This window comes from Kutzneria sp. 744 (genome assembly GCF_000568255.1).
Lineage (GTDB): Bacteria > Actinomycetota > Actinomycetes > Mycobacteriales > Pseudonocardiaceae > Kutzneria.
Window position 1 is genome coordinate 7,169,520 of sequence record NZ_KK037166.1, and the last position, 22,882, is coordinate 7,192,401.

The following is a 22,882-nucleotide window of genomic DNA, read 5'->3' on the forward strand; positions in this document are numbered from 1 at the left end:
TCTCCATGCATGACAAGGTTCTCGCGGCTGGGGACAACTTCCTCATTCCCAACGGCACCTTCATCGGCGAGCTCGTCATCTTCGCCATCGTCCTGCTGGTCATTTGGCGCTTCGTGCTGCCGCCGGTGCAGAAGGCGCTGAAGGACCGCGAGGACATGGTCCGCAAGGAGGCGGAGCAGTCGCGTGCGGCTGCCGAGCGCTTCGAGCAGGCCCAGGTGAAGTACAACGAGGCGTTGGCCGAGGCCCGTGCCGAGTCCGCGTCGATCCGGGACGACGCGCGGGCCGAGGGCCAGCGCATCCTGGACGACATGCGGCAGCGGGCGCAGGCCGAGGCCGACCAGATCGTGCAGCGGGGCGACGAGCAGTTGGCCGCGCAGCGCGCTCAGGTCCTCGCCGAGTTGCGGACCCACGTCGGTGAGCTGTCCACGTCGTTGGCCGGTCGGGTCGTCGGCGGCGAACTCGCCCCCGCGACGCGCGGCAACGCCAACGTCGACCGGATTCTCGGCGAGCTGGAGGGGAACAGCTGATGGACGAGGTTCTCGCGTACATCGCTGAGCTCGTCGCGTTCGCGATCATCATCTTCTTCGTCGTGCGGTACATCGTGCCGCCGGCGCGCAAGGCGATGCGGGCTCAGCAGGAGACCATCAAGGCCCAGATCGAGCGGGCCGAGCAGACCGAGAAGCGGCTGGCCGTCGCCGAGGCGAAGTACGCCGACGCGGTGGTCGAGGCCCGCCAGGAGGCGGCGAAGATCCGCGACAACGCGCGGGCCGACGCGCAGCGGATCGTCGAGGAGATGCGCGTTCAGGCCGACCGCGAGGTCGAGCGCATCCGGGTGCGCGGCGAGGAAGAACTCGCCAACCGCCGCCAGCACCTCATGCGCGAGCTGCACGCCTACCTCGGTCAGCGTTCGGTCGAGGTGGCCGACCGCCTGGTCGGGGAGCACCTGGCCGACGCGGGCGCCCGCAGCGCCACCGTCGACCGGTTCCTGGACGAGCTGGACGCGATGTCCGCCCGTGACGAGGCGGCCGAGCGGTCGCTGGTCGCGAGCAAGGGAGAGAGCTGATGCACGCCGCAAGTCGTGAGGCGCTCGCGGCGGCCGAGCTGCGGCTGCTGGACGTCATCGACGGCGCCGACGACCAGGGCCTGGTGGCGCTGGGCGAGGAGCTGTCGCGGTCGTCCGGCTGCTGATCGACGAGCACTGCGCTGCGCCGCGCCGTCTCGGACCCCGCGTCCGAGCCGGCGGCCCGTGAGGGCCTGGTCCGCGGCCTGCTGGCCAGCAAGGTCGGCGAGGGCGCGCTCAAGGTGCTGTCGGCGGCCGTCACGGCCCGCTGGTCCAGCGCCCGCGAGCTGTTGGACGGCCTGGAGTCGCTGGCCCGCACCGCGTTGCTGGTGCGTGCCGAGCGCGGCGACCGGCTGGACGCGGTCGAGGACGAGCTGTTCCGGCTGGGCCGGATCATCGCCGGCCAGATGGCGCTGGCGCAGGTCCTCGGCGGCAGCGGCGGCAGCTCGGCCGGTAAGGCCGCGCTCGTCGACACACTGCTGGCCGGCAAGGTCGAGCCGGTCACCGAAATCCTGGTGCGCCAGCTGGTGACCACGCCGCGCGGCCGCGACATCGTCGCCGGCCTCGAGGAGCTCACCGCGGTCGCCGCCCGGCGCCGCGAGCGCTCCGTCGCCTACGTGCGGTCGGCGGTCGAGCTGACCGCCGCGCAGGTGGACCGGTTGGCGACCGCACTGCAGCGGATCTACGGCCGCCAGGTGATGCCGCACGTCGAGATCGATCCGACGGTGCGCGGCGGACTGGTGGTCAGGGTCGGGGACGAGGTCATCGACGGCAGCGTCGCCGGCCAGCTCGACCTGCTGCGACGCAATCTGGCCGGCTGAGTCGGCTCCAAACGTTAGATGCCCAGAGCGAAGTGAGAGCAGGAACGACATGGCGGAGCTGACGATCTCGTCGGACGAGATCCGCAGTGCGATCGAGAACTACGTCTCCAGCTACTCCCCGGACGTCAACCGGGAAGAGGTCGGCACCGTCACCGCGACGGGTGATGGCATCGCCTTTGTCGAGGGCCTGCCTTCCGCTGTGACCAACGAGCTGCTGGAGTTCCCGGGCGGCGTCCTCGGTGTCGCGCTCAACCTGGACGTGCGCGAGATCGGCACGGTCATCCTCGGCGGCTACGAGTCGATCGAGGAGGGTCAGGAGGTCAAGCGGACCGGCAAGGTTCTCTCGGTGCCGGTCGGCGACGGCTTCCTCGGCCGCGTGGTGAACCCGCTAGGCCAGCCGATCGACGGCCTCGGCGACATCGTCGCCGACGACGAGCGCGTGCTCGAACTGCAGGCCGCGACCGTGATGGAGCGCCAGCCCGTCAAGGAGCCGCTGCAGACCGGCATCAAGTCGATCGACTCGCAGACGCCGATCGGCCGCGGCCAGCGCCAGCTGATCATCGGCGACCGCAAGACCGGCAAGACCACGGTCTGCATCGACACGATCATCAACCAGAAGCAGGCCTGGGAGTCGGGCGACCCCAAGCAGCAGGTTCGCTGCGTGTACGTCGCCATCGGCCAGAAGGGCTCCACCATCGCCGCCGTGAAGACGGCGCTGGAGGACGCGGGCGCGCTGGAGTACACCACCATCGTCGCCGCCCCGGCGTCCGACCCGGCCGGCTTCAAGTGGCTGGCCCCGTACACCGGCTCGGCCATCGGCCAGCACTGGATGTACCAGGGCAAGCACGTCCTGATCGTGTTCGACGACCTGACCAAGCAGGCCGAGGCCTACCGGGCCATCTCGCTGCTGCTGCGCCGTCCGCCGGGCCGCGAGGCCTACCCGGGCGACGTCTTCTACTTGCACTCCCGCCTGCTGGAGCGCTGCGCGAAGCTGTCCGACGAGCTGGGCGCGGGCTCGATGACCGGTCTGCCGATCATCGAGACGAAGGCCAACGACATCTCGGCCTACATCCCGACCAACGTCATCTCGATCACCGACGGCCAGTGCTTCCTGGAGTCCGACCTGTTCAACCAGGGTCAGCGCCCGGCGGTCAACGTCGGTGTGTCGGTCTCCCGGGTCGGCGGTTCGGCCCAGATCAAGGCCATGCGCAAGGTGGCCGGCTCGCTGCGGCTGGACCTGTCCCAGTACCGGGAGCTGGAGGCGTTCGCCGCCTTCGCCTCCGACCTGGACGACGTGTCCAAGGCCCAGCTGGCCCGCGGCGCGCGGCTGTACGAGCTGCTCAAGCAGCCCGCCTACAGCCCGTTCCCGGTCGAGGAGCAGGTCGCGTCGATCTTCCTCGGCACCCGCGGCCACCTGGACTCGGTGCCGATCGAGGACGTCCGCCGCTTCGAGGCCGACTTCCTCGAGCACCTGCGGCACAACGAGGCCGGCATCCTCTCCGAGATCCGCGACACCAGGGACCTCTCCTCGGACAACGAGGAGCGCCTGGTGAAGGCGATCGCCACGTTCAAGAAGGGCTTCACCGCCTCCGACGGCTCCTCGGTCGTCGAGCACCCGGCGGACGCCATGGACGCGGACGAGGTCGGCCACGAGTCCGTTACCGTCAACCGGCCCGCGCCGAAGAAGTGACGTGACCCATGCCAGCTGAGATTCGGATCCTTCGGCAGAAGATCAAGGCGGTCAAGTCCACCCAGAAGATCACTCGTGCCTACGAGCTGATCGCCACCTCGCGCCTGCCCAAGGCGCAGCAGCGGATGGCCGCGGCGCGGCCGTACGCCGAGGAGATCACCCGCGCGCTGACCGAACTCGCCACCGCCTCCACGCTCGACCACCCGCTGCTGGTGGCCCGGCCGGAGCCGAAGCGGGCCGCGGTGCTCGTGGTGACCAGTGACAAGGGCATGTGCGGCGCCTACAACTCCTCGGTGCTCAAGCGGGCCGAGGAACTGCAGTCGCTGCTGCGCGAGCAGGGCAAGACGCCGGTGCTGTACGTGATCGGCCGCAAGGGCATGACGTACTACAACTTCCGCAACCGGGAGTTGACCGGGTCCTGGTACGGCGTGTCCGACCAGCCGACCTACGCCGCGGCGGCCGAGGCCGGCCAGGCGCTGGTCGAGTCGTTCATGTCCGAGGAGGGCGTGGACGAGGTGCACGTGGTGTACACCGAGTTCAAGTCGATGCTGACGCAGACCCCGGTGGCCAAGCAGGTCGCGCCGCTCGAGGTCGAGTACAACGAGGAGCCGACCACGTCGCGCACCTCGTACGAGTTCGAGCCGGAGGCCGAGCAGCTGCTCGGCGCGTTGCTGCCGAAGTACATCAACACGCGCCTGTTCTCGGCGCTGTTGGACGCGGCGGCGTCCGAGCTGGCGTCGCGCCAGCGGGCCATGAAGGCGGCCACGGACAACGCGAACGACCTGCTCCGCGACTACAGCCGCCAGGCCAACGCGGCCCGCCAGGCCCAGATCACCCAGGAGATCAGCGAGATCGTCGGTGGCGCCAACGCCCTGGCGGACGCAGGAAGTGATGAGTGAGATGACTACCGCTACCGCCAGCTCGACCGGGCGCATCGCGCGCGTCCTCGGCGCCGTCGTGGACGTCGAGTTCCCCCGCGGCGCCGTCCCCGAGCTCTTCAACGCCCTGACCGTGCAGGTCGACACCGCCGGCATCAACCGCCTGCTGACCCTGGAGGTCGCCCAGCACCTGGGTGACAACCTGGTCCGCACCATCTCGATGCAGCCCACCGACGGTCTGGTCCGCGGCCACGCCGTGACCGACCTGGGCAAGCCGATCTCGGTGCCGGTCGGCGACGTCGTCAAGGGCCACATCTTCAACGCGCTGGGCCAGTGCCTCGACCAGCCCGGCTACGCGGACGACGCCGAGCACTGGGGCATCCACCGCAAGGCGCCGGCGTTCGACAAGCTCGAAGGCCGCACCGAGATGCTGGAGACCGGCCTCAAGGTGATCGACCTGCTCACCCCGTACGTGCAGGGCGGCAAGATCGGCCTGTTCGGCGGCGCCGGCGTGGGCAAGACGGTGCTCATCAAGGAGATGATCATCCGTGTCGCCCGGAACTTCGGTGGCACCTCGGTGTTCGCCGGTGTCGGCGAGCGCACCCGTGAGGGCAACGACCTCATCCTGGAGATGACCGAGGACGGCGTCATCAACGACACCGCCCTGGTCTTCGGCCAGATGGACGAGCCGCCGGGCACGCGTCTGCGCGTCGCCCTGTCCGCGCTGACCATGGCGGAGTACTTCCGCGATGTGCAGAACCAGGACGTGCTGCTGTTCATCGACAACATCTTCCGGTTCACCCAGGCCGGCTCCGAGGTCTCCACGCTGCTCGGCCGCATGCCGTCCGCCGTGGGTTACCAGCCCACGCTGGCCGACGAGATGGGCGAGCTCCAGGAGCGCATCACCTCGACCCGTGGCCGGTCGATCACCTCGATGCAGGCGATCTACGTGCCCGCCGACGACTACACCGACCCGGCGCCGGCCACCACCTTCGCCCACCTGGACGCCACCACCGAGCTCTCGCGTGTGGTGTTCTCCAAGGGCATCTTCCCCGCGGTGGACCCGCTCGTGTCCACCTCGACCATCCTCAACCCGGCCATCGTCGGCGAGGAGCACTACCGCGTCGCCCGCGAGGTCGTCCGGTTGCTGCAGAAGTACAAGGACCTGCAGGACATCATCGCCATCCTCGGCATCGACGAGCTGTCGGAAGAGGACAAGGTGACGGTGCAGCGGGCCCGGCGCATCGAGCGCTTCCTGTCGCAGAACATGTACTCCGCCGAGCAGTTCACCGGTCAGCCCGGCTCGACCGTGCCGCTCAAGGAGAGCATCGAGGCGTTCGACCGGATCGCCAAGGGCGACTTCGACCACTACCCCGAGCAGGCGTTCTTCATGTGCGGCGGCCTCGAGGACCTGGAGAAGAAGTACAAGGAGCTCACGGGTAAGTGAGTTTCCGCGGCGGGGGTGTCGGGTTGCGAGACCGGCGCCCCCGCCGCGCTCCCCGTGCGGTCGCTGAGAAGGCGCGGCCCGTACGCATTCTGTAACCAGTAGAATCGGTCCTCGAGGTCGACGAAGGAGATGAACGTGGCCGAGATGTCCGTCGAGTTGGTCGCCGTTGAGCGTCGTCTGTGGTCGGGCCAGGCCACGATGGTGCTCGCGCGGACGATCGAGGGCGAGATCGGCATCCTGCCTCGCCACATTCCGCTGCTGGGCCAGCTGGTCGACGGCCACGCCGTGGAGATCCGCACCACGGAGGGCGAGGTAGTGCGCGCCGCCGTGCACGGTGGCTTCATCTCGATCAGCGACCGCGGCGTGAGCATTCTGGCCGAGTCCGCGGAGCTGGCCGACGAGATCGACGTCAACGCGGCCCGAGCGGGACTGGACAGCGACGACGAGTCGGAGCGGACCAGAGCAGCCGCCCAGCTGCGCGCCGCAGGCCAGACGGTCTGAGCCGGGCTGACGGGGCGGGGCCGTGGACATGACTTGGATCGTGGCAGTGGTCCTCGTCGTCACGGCCGGGGGGCTGGGCCTGCTGGCCTGGCGCCGGCTGCGGCTGTTGCGCGCCGGCGGTGTGCACGTGGCCCTGCGGGGCCGCAAGGACGACAGCGGCCGGGGATGGCAGCTGGGTGTCGGCCGCTATCGCGGTGACGAGTTCGTCTGGTACCGGGTGTTGTCGGTGCGCGGCGGCCCGGACAAGGTGATCCGCCGCGACGGCCTGGAGATCGACGCCCGCCGCGAGCCCACCGGCCCGGAGACCTACTCGATGCCCCTGGGCTCCATGGTGATCAGCTGCCACGGCCCCGACGGCACCATAGAGATAGCCATGGGCATAGACGCCATGACCGGCTTCCTGTCCTGGCTGGAGTCCAGCCCACCCGGCAGCGCCATCCCCTGGGCCAGCTAGCGAGTCACGTTCTCAGGCTTGAGAGTTACGTCCTCGGGACACCGCCGCGCGACGCAACCACGCGCACAACGTCCCGAGGGCGTAACTCGCGCTGCCTGAGAGCGTGACTCGCGGGGGTTTACCTAGGCCCGTCAGGCGTTCTCGCCTCGCACCCACAGCACGTCGCCGTCGGGGTTGGCGTAGCGGGCGAGGATGAAGAGCAGGTCGGACAGGCGGTTGAGGTACTTGGCGGCCAGGATGTTGGTCGCCTCCGGCTCGTCCTCCAGCAGGGCCCAGGTGGCCCGCTCGGCCCGCCGGGTGACGGTGCGGGCCTGGTGCAGCAGCGCCGCCCCGGGCGTGCCGCCGTTGAGGATGAACGAGTCCAGCTTGGGCAGGTCGGCGTTGTAGTGGTCGCACCAGCCCTCCAGCCGGTCCACGTACGACTGCGTGATGCGCTGCAGCGGGTACGGCGGATCGGGCACGATGGGCGTGCAGAGGTCGGCTCCGACGTCGAAAAGGTCATTCTGGATCTTGCGGAGCAACCCGGGGAGCTCCTCGGACAACTGACCGAGTGCGATGGCCACCCCGATGGCCGCGTTGGTCTCGTCGACATCGGCGTAGGCGGCCAGCCGGGGCGAGGTCTTCGGCACGCGGCTGAAGTCACCGAGCGCGGTGGTGCCGTCGTCGCCGACACGGGTGTAGATGCGGGTCAGGTGCACGGACATACCCGGACCCTAGGCCCTTTCGCGTTTCCGTACGATGGTCGGCGGCTCTCGCCGGGTCGAAGACGCTAGGAGATACAGGTTGAGCGAGCACTTCAGGGTCCAGGGCGGGGCACGGCTGGTCGGCACGGTCGACGTCGTCGGCGCCAAGAACAGCGTGTTGAAGCTGATGGCCGCGGCCCTGCTGGCCGAGGGCACGACCACGCTCACCAACTGCCCGGAGATCCTCGACGTGCCGCTGATGGCGGACGTGCTGCGGGACCTGGGCTGTGAGGTCGTGGTGGACGGCGCGACCGTCACCATCACCACGCCGGCCCAGCTCAACCACGAGGCCACCTCCCCGTCGGTGGGCAAGCTGCGGGCCTCCGTGTGCGTCCTGGGGCCCCTGGTGGGCCGCTGCAAGCGCGCGGTGGTGGCGCTGCCCGGCGGCGACGCGATCGGCCAGCGGCCGCTGGACATGCACCAGAGCGGCCTGCGCCAGCTCGGCGCGTCCAGCACCATCGAGCACGGCAACGTGGTGGCCGAGGCCGAGGACCTGCGCGGCGCCCAGATCTGGCTGGACTTCCCGAGCGTGGGAGCCACCGAGAACATCCTCATGGCGGCGGTGCTGGCCAACGGCACCACGGTGATCGACAACGCCGCCCGCGAGCCGGAGATGATCGACCTCTGCACGATGCTGGTGCAGATGGGGGCCAAGATCGAGGGCGCCGGCACCTCGACGCTGACCGTGCACGGCGTGACCAAGCTGGAGCCGACCGAGCACCGGGTCATCGGCGACCGGATCGTCGGCGCCACCTGGGGGTTCGCCGCCGCCGTCACCCGGGGCGACATCACCGTACGCGGCGTCGACCCGCACCACCTCGACCTCGTGCTGGAGAAGCTGCGCATGGCCGGCGCGGACGTCTCGCTGGTCGACAACGGCTTCCGCGTGGTGATGGGCCAGCGGCCCAAGGCGGTCGACTTCGTGACCCTGCCCTACCCGGGCTTCGCCACCGACCTCCAGCCCTTCGCCATCGCCATGGCCGCGGTGGCCGACGGCACCTCGATGATCACCGAGAACCTGTTCGAGTCCCGGTTCCGGTTCATCGAGGAGATGGTCCGCATGGGCGCGGACGCCCGCACCGACGGCCACCACGCCGTCGTGCGCGGCCTGGAGCGGCTGTCGGCCGCCCCGGTGTGGGCCTCGGACATCCGCGCCGGCGTGGGCCTGGTGCTGGGCGCGCTGTGCGCCGACGGCGTCACCGACGTGTGGGACGTCTTCCACATCGACCGCGGCTACCCGCAGTTCGTGGAGAACATGCAGCGCCTCGGCGGCAACGTGCAGCGGGTGGCCGCGGCGTCGGAGCAGTAAGCCCCGACGCCGACGGCTGCCGGGTCAGATCTGGTACGCCTTGTCACGGGCCAGGGCCAGCTGCTGGTTCACGGTCAGCGGGAAGGTCTTGTGGAGCGCGCCCACGGGCTCGCCGCCGTCTCGCGACGGCAGGTAGTTGTGGTCCTGCACCAGGACGAGCGTGCCGTCGGCGCGCAGGTTCTCCACGAACCTGGTGGTGGCGGTGCCGCCGGCGGTCTGCTCGTCGTATTCCAGGACGTACGTGTGCGAGCCGTTGGTCTCGTGCACCTGGCTGCACCGGGTCACCTTGTCGCAGCCCTGCTGGAGCGTGCTGATCGTGGTCGGGCCGGAGACCTGGATGTAGACGTTCTCGCCGCCGTTGTCGTCGCTGAACCAGACCTGGCCGCCCAGGTAGCTCTGGCCGCCGAACTGGCTGACCCGGTCGTTGCCGAAGTCGGACAGGTCGACGTCGTGGGCGCCCGGAACCAGCTTCGGGAACACGGCGGCGGTGTGCTCGCGGTTGAGCGTCTGCTGGGCGTAGAGCTGGTCCCAGGTCGGCTGGCCGGCCGGCGCGGCCGACGCCATCGCGGCGGGCACGGTGAGCAGGGCGAACGCGGCGGCGACGGTGGCGGCAGTGCGGACAAACACGGTGATCCCCCTCGGATCGATGATCATTACGTGAGGGGAGACGCCGTGGTTTTCGGCCCGGTTGTCGCGCCCGCTGTGACCGGTTTCGGTTGCACGGCCGGCGTGACCATCTTCATCGATCGTGTGAGGAAGTCCACCGGGTAAACGATGTTACTCACCAGTACGCTGGGTCGACACGACGCCGTGACCGGAGGTGGGCCGTGCCGTACCCGACCGATCGTGACCGCGATCGCCCCTGGGTGATGCGGACGTATGCCGGCCACTCCTCGGCCGCCGCGTCCAACGCGCTCTACCGGCGCAACCTGGCCAAGGGGCAGACCGGCCTGTCGGTGGCGTTCGACCTGCCGACCCAGACCGGCTACGACTCCGACCACGAGCTGGCCCGGGGCGAGGTCGGCAAGGTCGGCGTGCCCATCGCCCACATCGGCGACATGCGCCAGCTGTTCGACCAGATCCCCATGGCCGACGCCAACACGTCCATGACCATCAACGCCACCGCGATGTGGCTGCTGGCCCTGTACGTGAGCGTCGCCCGTGAAGACGGCGCCGATGTGGCCAAGCTGGCCGGCACCACGCAGAACGACATCATCAAGGAGTATTTGTCCCGCGGCACCTACGTGTTCCCGCCCGGGCCGAGCCTGCGGCTGATCACCGACATGGTCGCGTGGACCGTGGCCAACGTGCCGAAGTGGAACCCGATCAACGTCTGCTCGTACCACCTGCAGGAGGCCGGCGCCACGCCCGTGCAGGAGATCGCCTACGCCATGTGCACGGCGATCGCGGTGCTGGACGCGGTCCGCGGCTCCGGGCAGGTGCCGCCCGACCGCATGGGCGACGTGGTCGCCCGCATCTCCTTCTTCGTCAACGCCGGCGTGCGTTTCGTCGAGGAGATGTGCAAGATGCGGGCGTTCGCGGCGCTGTGGGACGAGATCACCCGCGACCGCTACGGCATCGAGGACCCCAAGCAGCGCCGGTTCCGCTACGGCGTGCAGGTCAACTCGCTGGGGCTGACCGAGGCGCAGCCGGAGAACAACGTGCAGCGCATCGTGCTGGAGATGCTGGCGGTGTCGCTGTCCCGCGACGCCCGCGCCCGGGCCATCCAGCTGCCGGCGTGGAACGAGGCGCTCGGGCTGCCGCGGCCGTGGGACCAGCAGTGGGCGCTGCGCATGCAGCAGGTGCTGGCCTACGAGACGGATCTGCTGGAGTACGAGGACATCTTCGACGGCTCGCACGTCGTGCAGGCCAAGGTGGACGAGCTGCTGGCCGGGGCCCGCGAGGAGATCGACCGCGTGCAGGCCATGGGCGGCGCGGTGGCCGCCGTGGAGAGCGGCTACATGAAGTCCTCGCTCGTGAGCTCGCTGGCCGAGCGCCGTCGGCGGCTGGAGGCCGGCGAGGACGTGATCGTCGGCGTGAACAAGTTCGACACCAGCGAACCCTCGCTGTCGAGCCATGGAGCAGATTGCCCCGCCAGCTGTAGCCGCGTATTAAGCGGCTGTTCGAATCTTCGTAGGAGTTGAGGAAGTCAAAGCGGAAAATATATTGATGAAAGTAGCGACTCAAGCTATCGATCTTTTTGGATTCGGAGGAGTGACGGGGCACTCTACAGGGGAACTTTTGGGCTCGTACAGGCGAGCGCACCACACTAACAGAGTCAGCTTTCGCCAAATTAAGCTACTGACGGCATCTGCACTCACACTGAGACTTGACTCTCTACATGACTCGAGCCACCGGATGCGGCGGTTGAGAGGGGGGAGCTTGGAGTGATTTAGGTGACCTCTTACAAAGTAGTTCCTGATCCATCCAAAGTACTTACATTTCACTGATCTGCTGGACGATAAAACGAGAGGGCCATCCATTATTATTCCAGAGCTGCGTGAACCAGGCCATTTTTGGGTACAATTAGTCTATTGGGAGCCAATAAATCCGTCATAATTGCTCACCTAGCCCATGATTACTGTATACCCTCACTAAGGGAACGTTTACTCCTGTGGGCTACCTAAGCCCACCCTGCTGATTCATACGGTCAACCGGAATTGGGTTACTGGTTCGCCCACGAGCGACGACCCGGCGTCGATAACTAATTTGACGTATTATGGTATATGCCTCCTATCAAGGAAAACGCCGCCGCCCTGGCCGCTCAGGGCGTGGCGCGCGTCTTACCCCCAAGGACTACGAGCTCACCCAGATCATGGACGAGATCGTCACCGTGATCCGCCAGGCCCACGGCCTCTGAGCTACCCCCCAATGCAGGGAAGGACGCCTTACCCGCGTTGAACGAGGGTAAGGCGTCCTTCCCTGCATAACTGGGGTCAGCGGGTGGTGGCGTTGGCGGCGGCGATGATCTGGTCGGTGACGGCGTGGGGCTGGGAGACCAGCACGGCGTGCGAGGCGCCCTTGATCTCGACGGTGTGGGCGTGGGCGCGCTGGGCCATCCACTCCTGGGCCTTGACCGGGATGTTCTTGTCGCCGGTGGGGATGATCGACCAGGACGGGATGGTGTGCCAGGCGGCGTCGCCCGAGGGCTCGGTCAGCGCGGCCTGGGTGACCGGGCGCTGGGTGGCGGCCATGAGCTTGGCCTGCGACAGCGGGACGTCGGCGGCGAACTGCTTCGGGAACAGGTCCTGCTTCACGTACAGGTCGGTGTTGCCGTCGGGCAGCGCGACCGTCTGGATGGTGGCGCCCAGCGTGCTGCCGGGGAACTTGTTGGTCAGGTCGAGCGCGGACTCGCCCTTCTCGGGCAGGAACGCGGCCACGTAGACCAGGGCCTTCACGTTGGGCTCGTTGAGCGCGGCGTTGGTGATGACCTGGCCGCCGTAGGAGTGGCCGACGACGATGACGTCGCCCTTGACGCTCTCGATCAGGCCCCGGATGGAGGCCGCGTCGGAGGCGACGCCGCGCAGCGGGTTGGCCGCCGCGATCACCGGGTAGCCGCGGCGTTCCAGCTCGGTGATCTCCCCGTTCCAGCTGGAGGCGTCCGCGAAGGCGCCGTGCACCAGGATCACCGTCGGCTTGGGGCCGTGGTGCTCGGCGGCGTCCGGGGTGGCCTGCGAGGCCGAGGAGGACGGCGCCAGGGACAGCGTCGCGGTCAACGCGACAGCGACGCCGACGGCCAGGGTGCGGGCGATGGTGGCCTTGATGCGCATCTCGGGGGCTCCTTCGTGGTCGTTCTCGATGTCAGGAACCGTAGGCGATTACATCGTGCACAATCAAGTTGTAGACGATGTGACTGCGGTCACGGTAGCTCCGGATCATGCTGTTGCGGCACACGATAAGCGCAGGTCAGGTCGGGTACAGGGGAGTGAGAGGGATCGTGCGGCCGATGCCCGCACCCTGTCCGAACGGGCAACCCGGACAGCAAAAACCCGCGAGGCCCGCCCAGCGTCATACCGAAAGCACGAAACGGATTCGGACTTTCGGTATGACGGAGAGCGGACTCGCGGGGGTTCGGAACTGGTTGTACGGCTGCCCGAGAGCGGGACTCGCGGGTGTCGGGGCCTACTCGGCGGCGGCGGTGGCCTTGTCGGGGGTGGTGGCGACGTTCTCGGGGAAGTGGCAGGCGACCTGCTGGCCGGGGGCGAGCTCCACCAGCGGGGGCTCGACCGTCTTGCACTTGTCCTGGGCCTTCCAGCACCGGGTGTGGAAGCGGCAGGCCGGCGGCGGGTTGATCGGGCTGGGCACGTCCCCGAACAGGCGGATGCGCTCCCGCTTGCCCTTGTTGTCGGGGTCCGGCACCGGCACGGCCGACATCAGCGCCACCGTGTACGGGTGCATCGGCCGCTCGTACAGGGCGTTGCGGTCGGCGATCTCCATGATCTTGCCGAGGTACATCACCGCCACCCGGTCCGACACGTGCCGCACCACCGACAGGTCGTGCGCGATCATCACGTACGTCAGGTCCAGCTCGCTCTGCAGGTCCTCCAGCAGGTTGATCACCTGGGCCTGGATGGACACGTCCAGCGCGGACACCGGCTCGTCGGCCACGATGAGCTTCGGCTTGAGGGCCAGCGTCCGGGCGATGCCGATGCGCTGGCGCTGCCCGCCGGAGAACTCGTGCGGGTAGCGGTTGTAGTGCTCGGGGTTGAGCCCGACCAGCTCCAGCAGCTCCTGCACGGCCTTCTTCACGCCCTGCGGCGTCGACACCTTCTGCAACCGGAACGGGGCGCCGATGATGGTGCCGACGTTGTGCCGCGGGTTGAGCGAAGAGTACGGGTCCTGGAAGATCATCTGCACGTCGCGGCGCAGCGGCCGCATCGCCGCGTTGGACAGGTGCGTGATGTCCCGTCCCTCGAAGACGATCTTGCCCTCGGTCGGTTCGAGCAGCCGCGTCAACAGCCGGCCGGTCGTGGTCTTGCCGCAGCCCGACTCGCCGACCAGGGACAGCGTCTCGCCGGCCCGCACCGAGAACTCGAGCCCGTCGACGGCCTTGACCGCACCGACCTGCCGGCGCAGCAGTCCCCGGCGGATCGGGAAGTGCTTGCGCAGCCCCGAAACCGACAACAGACTGTCCACAGTGGTCTCCATATTCCTAGAGTTTCGGCTGGATCTCGTTGGTCCAGATACGCAGCCGCTGGTCGACGGTCATGTGGCAGGCCACCTTGTGGCCGCCGCCGATGTCGACCAGTTCGGGCACCTGCGACGTGGTGGCCTCGCCGGGCAGGTCCTTGAACGCGCAGCGCGGGTGGAAGGCGCAGCCGCTGGGCACGTTGATCAGGCTGGGCGGGGTGCCCTTGATCGGCAGCAGCCGCTCGGAGCGGTCCCGGTCCAGCCGCGGCATCGAGCCCAGCAGGCCCCAGGTGTACGGGTGCTGCGGCGAGTGGAACACCTCGCGCGCGCTGCCCTGTTCCACCGAGCGCCCGGCGTACATCACCATGATGTCGTCGGCCAGCTCGGCCACCACGCCCAGGTCGTGCGTGATGATGATGACCGCCGAGCCGAACTCCTGCTGGAGGTCCTTGATCAGGTCCAGGATCTGGGCCTGCACGGTGACGTCCAGCGCGGTCGTCGGCTCGTCGGCGATCAAGAGCTCCGGGTCGCAGCTCAGCGCCATGGCGATCATCGCGCGCTGCCGCATGCCGCCCGAGAACTGGTGCGGGTAGTCGTCCACGCGCGAGCTCGGCTGCGGGATGCCGACCCGGTCCAGCATCTCGATGGCGTGCTTGCGGGCCACCGCCTTGGTCACCTTGTGGTGGATCCGGTAGGCCTCGATGATCTGCGCGCCGACCGTGTAGAACGGGTGCATCGCCGACAGCGGGTCCTGGAAGATCATCGCCATCTTCTTGCCCCGCAACGAGCGCACGTGCTCGTCGTCGGCCGAGAGCAGTTCCTCGCCGTCCAGCCAGATCTCGCCCGACATCTTGGCCTTGGCGTAGCGCTGCAGGCCCATCAGGGCCATGCTGCTCACGCTCTTGCCGGAGCCGGACTCGCCGACGATGCCCAGCGTCTTGCCGCGCTCCAGCTTGAACGACAGCCCGTCCACCGACTTGACCACGCCGTCGTCGGTGTTGAAGTGCACCCGGAGGTCGTCGACCTCCAGGAAGCTGCGCTGCGTCGGCGCCTCGTACAGATCGGTCACTAGATACGCACCCTCGGGTCGATGACCACGTACAGAATGTCCACCACCAGGTTGGCCACGATGACGAAGGTGGCGGCCAGGATGGTCACGCCCAGCACCTTCGGCAGGTCGTTGCTGGTGATCGCCTGCAACGCGTACGCGCCGAGGCCGTTGAGCGAGTACGTGTGCTCGGTCAGGATCGAGCTGCCCAGCAGGATGCCGATGTCCAGGCCGAAGATGGTGGTGATCGGGGTCAGGGCGGCCCGCAGGCCGTGCCGGACGACCACGGTCCGCTCCGGCAGGCCCTTGGCCCGCGCGGTGCGGATGAAGTCCTCGCCCATCGTCTCCAGCATGCCGGCCCGGGTCAGCCGGGCGTACGCGGCGGCGTTGAGGAAGGCCAGCGTCACCCACGGCAGGATCAGGTCGTAGGCCCACAGCGCCGGGTTGTCGGTGAAGTTGGTGTAGCTGCCGCCCGCCGGGAACCAGCCGAGGTTGTAGCTGAAGATGTTCAGCGCCAGCAGACCGGTGAAGAAGATCGGCAGTGACACGCCGGCCAGCGCAATGCCCATCGCGGTCCGGTCGAACAGCGAACCCTTGCGCAGCGCGGAGACCACGCCGGCCGAGACGCCGAAGGACAGCCACACGATCGCGCCGCCGACGGCCAGCGACAGCGTCACCGGGAAGCGGTCGAGCAGGTCCGGCAGCACCGGGTTCTGCGTGATGAACGAGTAGCCGAGGCACGGAGCCGGGCAGTGCACGGTCGTCGGGCCGGTGCTGTAGTCGGCGCCGGCGAAGATGCCGGCCAGGAACCGCCCGTACTGGACGTACAGCGGGTCGGTGAACCCGAGCTTCTGCGCCATCAGGTGGATCTGCGCCGCGTCCGCGGTCTTGCCGACGTAGCGCGAGGCCAGGTCGTCCGCGGTCGCGCCACCGATGCGGGGCAGCAGGAAGAAGATCAGGAAGACCGCGATGCTGACGATGAACAGCATCACGATCGCCCCGAGCAGGCGACGAATCAGATATGCGAACACGGGGACGGCTGACAGCAGCCCGGCCGCCGCCGTCGAAACGGACGGCGGCGGCCGGGTGCCCTACGCCTTCACCTACCTTCCCGCTTACTTCTTGACGCCGAGGGCGAGGTAGTCGTACATCTGGTAGCCGTTGCTGACGAACACGTTGGTCAGGTGCGGCGGCCGGTAGAGCAGGCCCTTCGACCAGAGGCCGGGCAGCGTGTAGGCGTCGTCCATGACCTTCTTGTCCACGTCGACCCAGACCTTCTCGCGGGCCGAGGTGTCGGTCGTGGTCAGCGCCTTGTCGATCAGCGCGTCCACGGCGGGGTCCTTGACCGACAGGTTGGTGTTGCCGCCCGAGGCCCGGATGACCCGGCTGTCGACGATCTGGCTGAGGAAGCCGAAGCCGTCCGGCCAGTCGGCGCCCCAGCCGTTGATCATCAGACCGAGGTTGTTGCTCTTGGCGTAGTCCGGCTTGCCGGCGTACAGCTTGTAGTAGTCGCCGGTCGGGAACGGCTTGATGGTCAGCTTGATGCCGGCCTTGGACAGCGACTGCTGCAACGCCTCGGCCGCCGCCTTCTCCTTCGGGCGCTCGGCCCGGTAGGAGATGTTGGTCTCGAAGCCGTCGGCCTTGCCGCAGGCCTGCAGCTCCTGCTTGGCCTTGGCCGGGTCGCCGGCGTTGTTCGGCGTCTCGTAGGTGTTGAACGACTCGGCGCCCGGAATGATCGGGGGCATCATGTTGGTCGCGACCTGGCCGCCGGTCTGGCCGCCGTACGCGGCGAGGTAGCCGGTCTTGTCCGCGGCGTACTCGACCGCCTTGCGGCAGTGGACGTTGTCCAGCGGGGCCACGTCACCGTTGATCGAGGTGTACCAGAGCCGAGCCACCGTCGGGTCGTCCGCGTTGGCCTTCTTGGCCTGGTCGCTCAGGATCTTGCCCTGGGCCGCCGCCTGCACGCCGGAGCCCGCGATGTCGACGTCGAGGTCGCCCGAGAGCAGGCGGTTGTCGATGTCGTCGGCGTTGACGTTGAGCGACACGTCGTACTCGTCCGGCAGCGCCTTGCGCACCGGGTCCGTCTTCTGGTCCCACTGCGGGTTGCGGACCAGCGTGAAGTTCTTGCCGAGGTTGTTTTCCTTGAACATGTACGGGCCGGTGGAGACCACGTGCTCCTTGTACTTGGAGCCGGTGTCCTTGGCCTGCTCGACCGGGATGGTCGAGGGCAGCATCGCGAAGTAGTCGAAGCCGGAGAACGCCGTCTTCAGGTGGAACACGATGGTCGAGTCGTCCGGCGTCTCGATGGCCTTGAGGCCGAGCTTGTCCGGCGTCGGGTCGCTGTAGGGCGTCTTGTAGTCGCCCAGGTCCAGGTAGTCGTTGAAGTACGTCGGACCGTTGGGGAAGACGGTCTTGTCCAGCGAGCGCTCGACGGCGTACTTGACGTCCTTGGACGTGACGGTCTTGCCGTCCTCGAACTTGACGCCGCTGCGGAGCTTGTAGGTCCAGGTCTTGCTGTCATCGCTGGGCTTGCCGAGCGACTCCGCCAGGTCCGGCACGAGCTTCGCGCCCTCGGCGCCCGGCGCCGACTGGAACGTCACCAGGGACCGGCCGTAGAGGCGGACGAAGTTCCAGGAGTAGGCGTAGTACGTGTCGCCCGGGTCCAGCGAGTCCCAGTCGCCGGAGTTCGCCATCTTGATGACGCCGCCCTTGGCGTCCGAGGGGTTGACCACCTTGTCGGCCCCGGCGTTGAACCCGGAGGCGCCGCCCGCGGTGTTGTTCGAACTCGAACCGCCACCGCCGCCACACGCGGTCAGGCCCACGGCGAGCGCGGAGGCGACGGCAACCGCCGCCATGACCCGCTTTCTCTTCATGATCTGGTCAACCCCTCTTCTCGAACTGCTTCCAGACTGGTGGGAAGGCTGTGTCCCGCTAGCGGGCACGTGGGTCGAGCGCGTCGCGCAGACCGTCACCGAACAGGTTGAACGCCAACACGGTGATGAAGATCGCGATACCCGGCACGAGCATGAACTCCGGGTCGATCTGGTAGTACTGCGTGGCGTCGGACAGCATGCCGCCCCAGGTCGGGGTGGGCGGGCGAACGCCGACGCCGAGGTAGGACAGCGCCGACTCGAACAGCACGTTGGTCGGGATCAACAGCGTGGAGTACACCAGGATCGGCGCGGCCAGGTTGGGCAGCAGCTCCCGGAACAGGATGTGCGGAGCCCGCGCGCCGAGGCTGCGCGCGGCGTCGACGAACTCACGCTCGCGCAGCGACAGCGTCTGGCCGCGGATGATCCGGCCGATGTACGACCAGTTGAAGAAGCCGATGATGAAGATCAGCAGGGCGATGCGCAGCGCGTCGCCGGACAGACCGAACGCGTTGTCCGGCACCACACCGGCCAGCGCCAGCGAGAACAGCAGCAGCGGGAACGCCAGGAAGACGTCCATCAGCCGGCTGATCAGCGTGTCGACCCAGCCGCCGAAGAAGCCGGCGATCACGCCGAGCACGGTGCCGATGACCACCGACACCACCGTGGACAGGAAGGCGATCAGCAGCGACACCCAGGACCCGGCGAAGATGCGGGCCAGCAGGTCGCGGCCGTTGACCGGCTCGACGCCCAGCGGGTGGTCGACGCTCAGGCCGCCGAAGACGCCCTTGGGGATCTGCAGGTCGGGGTCGATCAGCGGCTGGTTGAACTGGGTGGTCGGGATGAGGCCGAAGACCCGGTCGAGGACGAACGCCACCGCGGCCGCGACGACCAGGATCACGACGACCACACCGCCGGCCATCGCGACTCGGTCCCGCTTCAGTCGCAACCAGGCGATCTGCCGCAGCGAACGGCCCTCGATCGCCTTGCCCATCCCGGCCAGCACGGCCTCAGGCTCAGCCTGGACCGCGTCGCCCGGAACTTCCATGGGCGCCGTCATCGTCTCACCCCTGCCTTCGGCGGCACGTGCGTCAATTGCTCCCGTTGGGAACTCACCAGTTCCCCCGAGTTCAGCAGACTCTCTTACCTATGGCTGAACGGCGCCAGATTCATCGCCCGTCCGTGGCGGGATTGTGATTGAAATGGCGGCCAGGAGGCCGCCGACGTAACCTGAATGGCCTAAGCAATGCTAGGCCATTTGGGTGGACAGGCTTTGGTGCTCGGTCCAACTTGTCGACAGAGGGTGACGACCGTCGCCGTGACGCCCCGAACGGCGCGCATTGCCCGGAACGAACTCCGGAATTCGCTCACCAATGGTACTCGCGCGATTTCGCCGGAATGCGCTGCGCACGCGTCGGGTGACTGCCTGTGAATGCTTCCGGGCCTGTGGCAGCGTGGTGTCATGGCCTCCTACCAGCACATCCTGCTCGACCGTGCCGGGGCGACGGCACGGATCACCATGAACCGCCCGTCTCGGCGCAATTCGCTGTCCGAAGACCACCTCCGCGAGCTGCTGGACGCCGTCCGGTCGGTGGCCGCCTCCGACGCCACCGGCCTCGTGCTGGCCGCCGCCGGGCCCGTCTTCTCGGCCGGCCACGACTTCGGCGACGTCGCCTCCCGTGACCTCCTCGGCGTCCGCGATCTCCTGACGGTCTGCACCTCGCTGATGCAGGCCCTCCAGTCGGCTCCTCAGGTCGTGATCGCCCGTGTGCACGGCTTGGCGACCGCCGCCGGCTGCCAGCTCGTCGCTTCGTGCGACCTGGCCGTGGCGGCCTCTTCGGCGGCCTTCGCCCTGCCCGGCGGCCATGGCGGCTGGTTCTGCCACACGCCGTCGGTGCCCGTGGCTCGGGCCATCGGCCGCAAGCGGCTGATGGAGATGGCCCTCACCGGCGACCCCAGTCGACGCCGCCACTGCGTTGGAGTGGGGTCTGGTCAACCGCGTCGTGCCGGACGACTCGCTCGATGCCGCGGTGGAGGAGCTGCTGGCCCGGGCGACGCGGGGGAGCCGGGCGTCGAAGGCCCTGGGCAAGCGGACCCTGTACGCCCAGCTGGACCGCCCCGAGGCCGACGCCTACGCCCTGGCCCTGGAGGTCATGGCCGCCGCCTCCCAGCTCGACGACGCCCGTGAAGGCATGGCCGCCTTCCTCGAAAAACGCCACCCCACCTGGTCCTGAACCCCCGCGAGTCACGCTCTCCGGCAGGGTGAAATACGGCTTCGGGCAGAACTGAGCCTTGAGTCTCAATTCTGCCCGAAACCGTATTTCGGTGTGCCCCAGAGCGTGACTCGCGGGGGTGGCTTGCGTTGTTCGTCGCATACTTGCATGAAACTATGGAAAGTTTGCGACTTTCTGATACAGATATTGCAGATTATCGTCTCGTCTTCTTATGGTGGCCGTCACACCAAGGCACCCTGCCCGCCGAAGTGGAGACGACGATGTCTGAGCGATCCCTGCGTTCCTTATTCCTACGACTGGGCGCGGCCGGCCTGGGCGTCGCCACGCTCGTAGGCCTGGCCCTCGCGGCCCCGCACGCGGCGCCGTCGGCGTCGGCCGCGACCGGCGGCCGAGGGGCGAGCGTCCCGTTCACCGAGTACGAGGCCGAAGCGGCCGGCACCAACGGCACCGTGATCGGCCCCAACCGGGCCGCCGGCACGCTGGCCGGCGAGGCCTCGGGCCGCAAGGCGGTCACCCTGTCCGGCAACGGCCGGTACGTCGAGTTCACCCTCACCGCGGCGGCCAACGCCGTGACCCTGCACTACTCCGTGCCCGACGCCGGCGGCGGCGCCGCGTACACGACGCCGATCGCGGTCTACGTCAACGGGGCCAAGAACCGCGACCTGACGCTGACCAACAAGTACAGCTGGTACTACGGCGGCTACCCCTTCACCAACGACCCGGGCGCGGGCAACCAGCACCACCTGTACGACGACGTGCGGACCATGTTCGGCAGCACGCTGGCCGCCGGCACCAAGGTGAAGTTCCAGCTCGACGCCGCCTCGGTCGCGGTCACGCTGGACACCGCCGACTTCGAGAACGTCGCCGCGCCGATCGGCCAGCCGGCCAACTCCCTGTCGGTCACCTCCTACGGCGCCGACCCCAGCGGCGGGGCCGACTCCGGCAGCGCCTTCGTCACCGCCATCGCCGCCGCGTCCTCGCAGGGCAAGGTCCTGTACGTGCCGCAGGGCACCTACACGGTCAACCAGCACCTGACCGTCAACAACGTGACGATCCAGGGCGCGGGCCAGTGGTACACCGTGCTGCACGGCAACCGGGTCGGCGTGTTCGGCCTGGGCGAGCCCAACAGCTGCGGCCAGGGCGGCAACTCCGGCGTCAGCAGCAACGTCAAGCTCTACGACTTCGCGATCATGGGCGAGGTCACCGAGCGCAACGACTGCGACCAGGTCAACGCCATCGGCGGCGCGCTCGGCGGCGGCTCCGTGGTCTCCGGCCTGTGGCTTCAGCACGTGAAGGTCGGGCTCTGGCTGGACGGCCCGTTCGACGGGCTGACCGTGTCCAACAACCGGATCCTCGACACCACCGCCGACGGCCTGAACCTGCACGACGGCATCAGCCACGTCACCGTCACCAACAACTTCCTGCGCAACCTCGGTGACGACGGGCTGGCCATGTGGTCGGAGATCAACGCCGACCACGACAACACCTTCTCCTTCAACACCGTCGAGCTGCCGATGCTGGCCAACAACATCGCCATCTACGGCGGGCACGACAACAGCGTCACCGACAACGTGGTGACCGACACCCAGACCCAGGGCGGCGGCATCCACGTCGCCAACCGGTTCAACTCGGTGCACGTCGCCGGCACGACCACCTTGGCCCGCAACACAACCCTGCGTGCCGGCGTGCTCGATCCCAACTGGCAGTTCGGGGTCGGCGCCATCTGGTTCGACGCGCAGCAGGGCGCCCTGGACGGGACGGTCAACGTCACCGACTCCAACCTGATCGACAGCTCGTACGAGGCGATCCAGACCGTCGAGGGCTCGACCGTCAGCAACGTGCACTTCAGCAACATCACCATCGACGGCACCGGAACCTTTGTGCTGCAACTGCAAGCCGGCGGCTCCGCGAGCTTCGCCAACGTCACGGCCGCGCACGTCGGAGCGTCCAACCCGATCTACAGCTGCCTGGGCGGCAGCTTCACCATCACCCAGGGCAGCGGCAATTCCGGTTGGTACACCGCCACTCCGTACTGCGGCCCGTGGCCGGCGCCGGTCTACACCTACCCCGGCGACGGCGGCCCGACCACGACGACCACCACAACCACCACCACGACAACAACGACGACCACGACCACCACTCCGCCGAGCGGCAACCTGGCGCTGGGCAAGGCGATGTCGGCCAGCAGCTACACCCAGGTCTACGGCCCGGGCAACGCCAACGACAACAACACCGGCAGCTACTGGGAAAGCGCCAACAACGCCTTCCCGCAGTGGCTCCAGGTCGACCTCGGCTCCTCGACGTCGGTGCGCCGCATCGTGCTGACCCTGCCGCCCTCCACCGCGTGGGGCGCCCGCACGGAAACCTTGTCAGTGCAGGGTTCTGCCGACGGCGGCTCGTTCAGCACGGTCGTCGGCTCGGCCGGCTACCGGTTCGACCCGGCCACCGGCAACTCCGTGACGATCACCGTGCCGGCGACGAGCCAGCGTTACCTGCGGCTCAACTTCACCGGCAACGACGGCTGGCCCGCCGGCCAGGTCTCGGAGTTCCAGGTCTACGGATCCTGACGCGATGACGGCCGGATCCCTTGTCACGGCAGGGGATCCGGCCTACGGCTCGGCCAGTGCGGCCAGGGCCGCGGCGATCACGGGCTGGCGCTCGGTGCCGGCCCGCACCACGACCTCGACCTTCCGGTGC

General features: G+C 68.3%; 17 protein-coding genes and 3 pseudogenes. 12 read left to right on the top strand and 8 right to left on the bottom strand.

Translation table 11 applies throughout. The annotated features are described in order from the left end of the window. Positions 1-5: 5 nt before the first annotated feature. From KUTG_RS32960 to KUTG_RS32995, 8 genes and pseudogenes are all read left to right on the top strand, one after another. Positions 6-527, top strand: a complete 522-nt coding sequence (locus KUTG_RS32960; RefSeq protein ID WP_043722351.1) for a F0F1 ATP synthase subunit B — start codon at positions 6-8, stop codon at positions 525-527. Continuing rightward, on the top strand, positions 527-1,063 hold the full coding sequence (gene atpF / locus KUTG_RS32965; RefSeq protein WP_052395683.1) for a F0F1 ATP synthase subunit B: 537 nt from the start codon (positions 527-529) through the stop codon (positions 1,061-1,063). Before KUTG_RS32960 ends, atpF begins: the two co-directional genes overlap by 1 nt. Continuing rightward, a pseudogene (locus KUTG_RS32970) lies at positions 1,063-1,881 on the top strand (F0F1 ATP synthase subunit delta). Before atpF ends, KUTG_RS32970 begins: the two are co-directional and overlap by 1 nt. Before the next feature lie 49 nt (positions 1,882-1,930). After that, positions 1,931-3,571, top strand: a complete 1,641-nt coding sequence (gene atpA, locus KUTG_RS32975) for a F0F1 ATP synthase subunit alpha (protein WP_043722353.1) — start codon at positions 1,931-1,933, stop codon at positions 3,569-3,571. A gap of 8 nt (positions 3,572-3,579) precedes the next feature. Beyond that, positions 3,580-4,470 carry a F0F1 ATP synthase subunit gamma gene (locus tag KUTG_RS32980; RefSeq protein ID WP_043722356.1) on the top strand — a complete coding sequence of 297 codons (891 nt, stop codon included), beginning with the start codon at positions 3,580-3,582 and terminating at the stop codon, positions 4,468-4,470. A 1-nt stretch (position 4,471) separates the two neighbouring features. Next, positions 4,472-5,896 carry a F0F1 ATP synthase subunit beta gene (atpD, locus tag KUTG_RS32985; RefSeq protein ID WP_043722359.1) on the top strand — a complete coding sequence of 475 codons (1,425 nt, stop codon included), beginning with the start codon at positions 4,472-4,474 and terminating at the stop codon, positions 5,894-5,896. A 144-nt stretch (positions 5,897-6,040) separates the two neighbouring features. Continuing rightward, positions 6,041-6,397, top strand: coding sequence for a F0F1 ATP synthase subunit epsilon (locus tag KUTG_RS32990; protein ID WP_043731449.1), 357 nt, complete (start codon positions 6,041-6,043; stop codon positions 6,395-6,397). A 28-nt stretch (positions 6,398-6,425) separates the two neighbouring features. Beyond that, positions 6,426-6,851 carry a DUF2550 domain-containing protein gene (locus KUTG_RS32995; protein ID WP_043731451.1) on the top strand — a complete coding sequence of 142 codons (426 nt, stop codon included), beginning with the start codon at positions 6,426-6,428 and terminating at the stop codon, positions 6,849-6,851. Positions 6,852-6,982: 131 nt separating this feature from the next. On the opposite strand, the gene KUTG_RS33000 is transcribed toward KUTG_RS32995, so the two are convergent. Then, positions 6,983-7,555 (bottom strand): cob(I)yrinic acid a,c-diamide adenosyltransferase, encoded by a 573-nt coding sequence (locus tag KUTG_RS33000; protein WP_043722364.1) that lies wholly within the window; start codon positions 7,553-7,555, stop codon positions 6,983-6,985. 79 nt (positions 7,556-7,634) lie between these two features. On the opposite strand from KUTG_RS33000, the gene murA reads away from it, so the two are divergent. Continuing rightward, positions 7,635-8,903 carry a UDP-N-acetylglucosamine 1-carboxyvinyltransferase gene (gene murA / locus KUTG_RS33005; RefSeq protein WP_043722367.1) on the top strand — a complete coding sequence of 423 codons (1,269 nt, stop codon included), beginning with the start codon at positions 7,635-7,637 and terminating at the stop codon, positions 8,901-8,903. A gap of 24 nt (positions 8,904-8,927) precedes the next feature. Here murA and KUTG_RS33010 read toward each other — a convergent pair whose 3' ends face one another. After that, complete coding sequence (locus tag KUTG_RS33010; protein WP_043722369.1) at positions 8,928-9,557, bottom strand: hypothetical protein; 630 nt, start codon at positions 9,555-9,557, stop codon at positions 8,928-8,930. 215 nt (positions 9,558-9,772) lie between these two features. Here KUTG_RS33010 and KUTG_RS33015 point away from each other — a divergent pair. Continuing rightward, positions 9,773-10,987, top strand: a pseudogene (locus KUTG_RS33015) (methylmalonyl-CoA mutase family protein); the annotation flags it as partial. A gap of 852 nt (positions 10,988-11,839) precedes the next feature. On the opposite strand, the gene KUTG_RS33020 reads toward KUTG_RS33015, so the two are convergent. The 6 genes from KUTG_RS33020 to KUTG_RS33045 all read right to left on the bottom strand — a co-directional run bounded on the left by KUTG_RS33020 (position 11,840) and on the right by KUTG_RS33045 (position 19,011). Beyond that, complete coding sequence (locus KUTG_RS33020) at positions 11,840-12,673, bottom strand: alpha/beta fold hydrolase (protein WP_043722372.1); 834 nt, start codon at positions 12,671-12,673, stop codon at positions 11,840-11,842. 352 nt (positions 12,674-13,025) lie between these two features. Then, positions 13,026-14,051, bottom strand: coding sequence for an ABC transporter ATP-binding protein (locus tag KUTG_RS33025; RefSeq protein ID WP_043722374.1), 1,026 nt, complete (start codon positions 14,049-14,051; stop codon positions 13,026-13,028). 4 nt (positions 14,052-14,055) lie between these two features. Then, the gene (locus tag KUTG_RS33030; protein WP_043722376.1) at positions 14,056-15,102 is read right to left on the bottom strand and encodes an ABC transporter ATP-binding protein; all 1,047 of its coding nucleotides are present in this window, start codon (positions 15,100-15,102) and stop codon (positions 14,056-14,058) included. After that, complete coding sequence (locus KUTG_RS33035; RefSeq protein WP_043722378.1) at positions 15,102-16,112, bottom strand: ABC transporter permease; 1,011 nt, start codon at positions 16,110-16,112, stop codon at positions 15,102-15,104. Before KUTG_RS33035 ends, KUTG_RS33030 begins: the two co-directional genes overlap by 1 nt. 84 nt (positions 16,113-16,196) lie before the next feature. Continuing rightward, positions 16,197-17,954 carry an ABC transporter substrate-binding protein gene (locus KUTG_RS33040; protein WP_043722381.1) on the bottom strand — a complete coding sequence of 586 codons (1,758 nt, stop codon included), beginning with the start codon at positions 17,952-17,954 and terminating at the stop codon, positions 16,197-16,199. Between the two features lie 58 nt (positions 17,955-18,012). Next, positions 18,013-19,011, bottom strand: a complete 999-nt coding sequence (locus tag KUTG_RS33045) for an ABC transporter permease (RefSeq protein ID WP_043722383.1) — start codon at positions 19,009-19,011, stop codon at positions 18,013-18,015. 402 nt (positions 19,012-19,413) lie between these two features. On the opposite strand from KUTG_RS33045, the pseudogene KUTG_RS33050 reads away from it, so the two are divergent. Next, positions 19,414-20,185: pseudogene (locus KUTG_RS33050) on the top strand (enoyl-CoA hydratase-related protein). A 260-nt stretch (positions 20,186-20,445) separates the two neighbouring features. After that, positions 20,446-22,752 carry a discoidin domain-containing protein gene (locus KUTG_RS33055; RefSeq protein WP_043731454.1) on the top strand — a complete coding sequence of 769 codons (2,307 nt, stop codon included), beginning with the start codon at positions 20,446-20,448 and terminating at the stop codon, positions 22,750-22,752. Positions 22,753-22,882: the final 130 nt, after the last annotated feature.

What these genes read in the sequence shown, in the direction of transcription:
- KUTG_RS32960 (WP_043722351.1), top strand. Translation starts at nt 6, where the DNA reads ATGCATGACAAGGTTCTCGCGGCTGGGGACAACTTCCTCATTCCCAAC.
- atpF (WP_052395683.1), top strand. Translation starts at nt 527, where the DNA reads ATGGACGAGGTTCTCGCGTACATCGCTGAGCTCGTCGCGTTCGCGATC.
- atpA (WP_043722353.1), top strand. Translation starts at nt 1,931, where the DNA reads ATGGCGGAGCTGACGATCTCGTCGGACGAGATCCGCAGTGCGATCGAG.
- KUTG_RS32980 (WP_043722356.1), top strand. Translation starts at nt 3,580, where the DNA reads ATGCCAGCTGAGATTCGGATCCTTCGGCAGAAGATCAAGGCGGTCAAG.
- atpD (WP_043722359.1), top strand. Translation starts at nt 4,472, where the DNA reads ATGACTACCGCTACCGCCAGCTCGACCGGGCGCATCGCGCGCGTCCTC.
- KUTG_RS32990 (WP_043731449.1), top strand. Translation starts at nt 6,041, where the DNA reads ATGTCCGTCGAGTTGGTCGCCGTTGAGCGTCGTCTGTGGTCGGGCCAG.
- KUTG_RS32995 (WP_043731451.1), top strand. Translation starts at nt 6,426, where the DNA reads ATGACTTGGATCGTGGCAGTGGTCCTCGTCGTCACGGCCGGGGGGCTG.
- KUTG_RS33000 (WP_043722364.1), bottom strand. Translation starts at nt 7,555, where the DNA reads ATGTCCGTGCACCTGACCCGCATCTACACCCGTGTCGGCGACGACGGC.
- KUTG_RS33010 (WP_043722369.1), bottom strand. Translation starts at nt 9,557, where the DNA reads ATGATCATCGATCCGAGGGGGATCACCGTGTTTGTCCGCACTGCCGCC.
- KUTG_RS33020 (WP_043722372.1), bottom strand. Translation starts at nt 12,673, where the DNA reads ATGCGCATCAAGGCCACCATCGCCCGCACCCTGGCCGTCGGCGTCGCT.
- KUTG_RS33025 (WP_043722374.1), bottom strand. Translation starts at nt 14,051, where the DNA reads ATGGAGACCACTGTGGACAGTCTGTTGTCGGTTTCGGGGCTGCGCAAG.
- KUTG_RS33040 (WP_043722381.1), bottom strand. Translation starts at nt 17,954, where the DNA reads ATGAAGAGAAAGCGGGTCATGGCGGCGGTTGCCGTCGCCTCCGCGCTC.
- KUTG_RS33045 (WP_043722383.1), bottom strand. Translation starts at nt 19,011, where the DNA reads ATGACGGCGCCCATGGAAGTTCCGGGCGACGCGGTCCAGGCTGAGCCT.
- KUTG_RS33055 (WP_043731454.1), top strand. Translation starts at nt 20,446, where the DNA reads ATGTCTGAGCGATCCCTGCGTTCCTTATTCCTACGACTGGGCGCGGCC.